We start from the raw sequence: 967 nt of genomic DNA, 5'->3' as shown, positions 1-967 counted from the left end.
GTCGGGACGTTGACCGCGCCCGGGATGTGGCCCGCGACGGGGTCGATCGGCTCGACCTCGCCGCGGTACCGCTCGGGTGCGCGGGCGTCGATCAGGACGGCTGTGTCGCGGACGTTCTCGGCGGTCACGGAGGGCGTGCTGCCCGGCCGGGCGGTGAAGTCACCGGCCTCTGCGCCGGTCTCGCCGCCGGTCGGGCTGCCGGTCTCGACCGGGAGGCCGGCCGCGGTCCAGGCCGCCCAGCCACCGTCCAGCACCCGTACGTCGGTGTGGCCGTGGTGGCGCAGCAGCCACCAGCAGCGCGCCGCGGCGTGGGCCGACCAGTCGTCGTACACGACAACGGGGCGGGTGTTGCTCACCCCGGCCCGGCGCATGGCCGCCTCGAAGACTGCCGTCTCCGGCAGCGGGTGGCGTCCGCGCACTCCCGGCGGGGACGCGAGGTCGGTGTCGAGGTCGACGTACGACGCCCCGGGGACGTGGCCCGCGACGAACTCCGCCAGCCCCGGCGGCCCGCCCATCCGGTAGCGCACGTCGAGGACCGTCACCGGCCCGCCGTGCCTGACCAGCTCGGCGAGGGCGGCAACATCGATCAGGGGGTCGGCCATGTCCGCAATCTACGAGGCCCGCGGCGACCTGTGGAGGACGGACCCGCGCAGCGGTGCGATCGTGCACGCTGATCCCCATGTCGACCGGCACAGGACTCCAGGAGCCGCTGCCGCTCCTGCTGCAGCGGGTGTTGCGGGGAGCGGTGATCAGCCACGCGCGCACCGAGCGGCGCCGCGTCCACCCGCCCGTGCTGCACGTCGGGGTGCCCGGCGGCGAGGTCCGCTCGTTCGAGATCGGGTCCGACGACGACCTCGACCTGGCGCTGCGCGTCGAGGTGCTGGAGGCAATGGCGCGCGCCAGCCTGGAGCGCGAGGTCGTACCGCTGACCTGGCTGACGCGGACCGAGTCCGGGCCGGACACCGAG

The 967-nt window shown here is 75.1% G+C and carries 1 protein-coding gene and 1 pseudogene; one reads left to right on the top strand and one right to left on the bottom strand.

The annotated features are described in order from the left end of the window. The coding region (locus tag ACOADB_RS15555) for a sulfurtransferase (RefSeq protein ID WP_378600334.1) at positions 1 to 602 on the bottom strand (602 nt) is incomplete at its 3' end. A gap of 77 nt (positions 603 to 679) precedes the next feature. Here ACOADB_RS15555 and ACOADB_RS15550 point away from each other — a divergent pair. After that, positions 680 to 967 (top strand): annotated as a pseudogene (locus ACOADB_RS15550) (hypothetical protein); the annotation flags it as partial.

Source organism: Nocardioides sp. CPCC 206348, assembly GCF_048654705.1.
Classification (GTDB): Bacteria; Actinomycetota; Actinomycetes; order Propionibacteriales; family Nocardioidaceae; genus Nocardioides.
The sequence above is the reverse complement of the archived record's forward strand: the minus strand, read 5'-3'. Positions and strand labels throughout refer to the sequence as shown.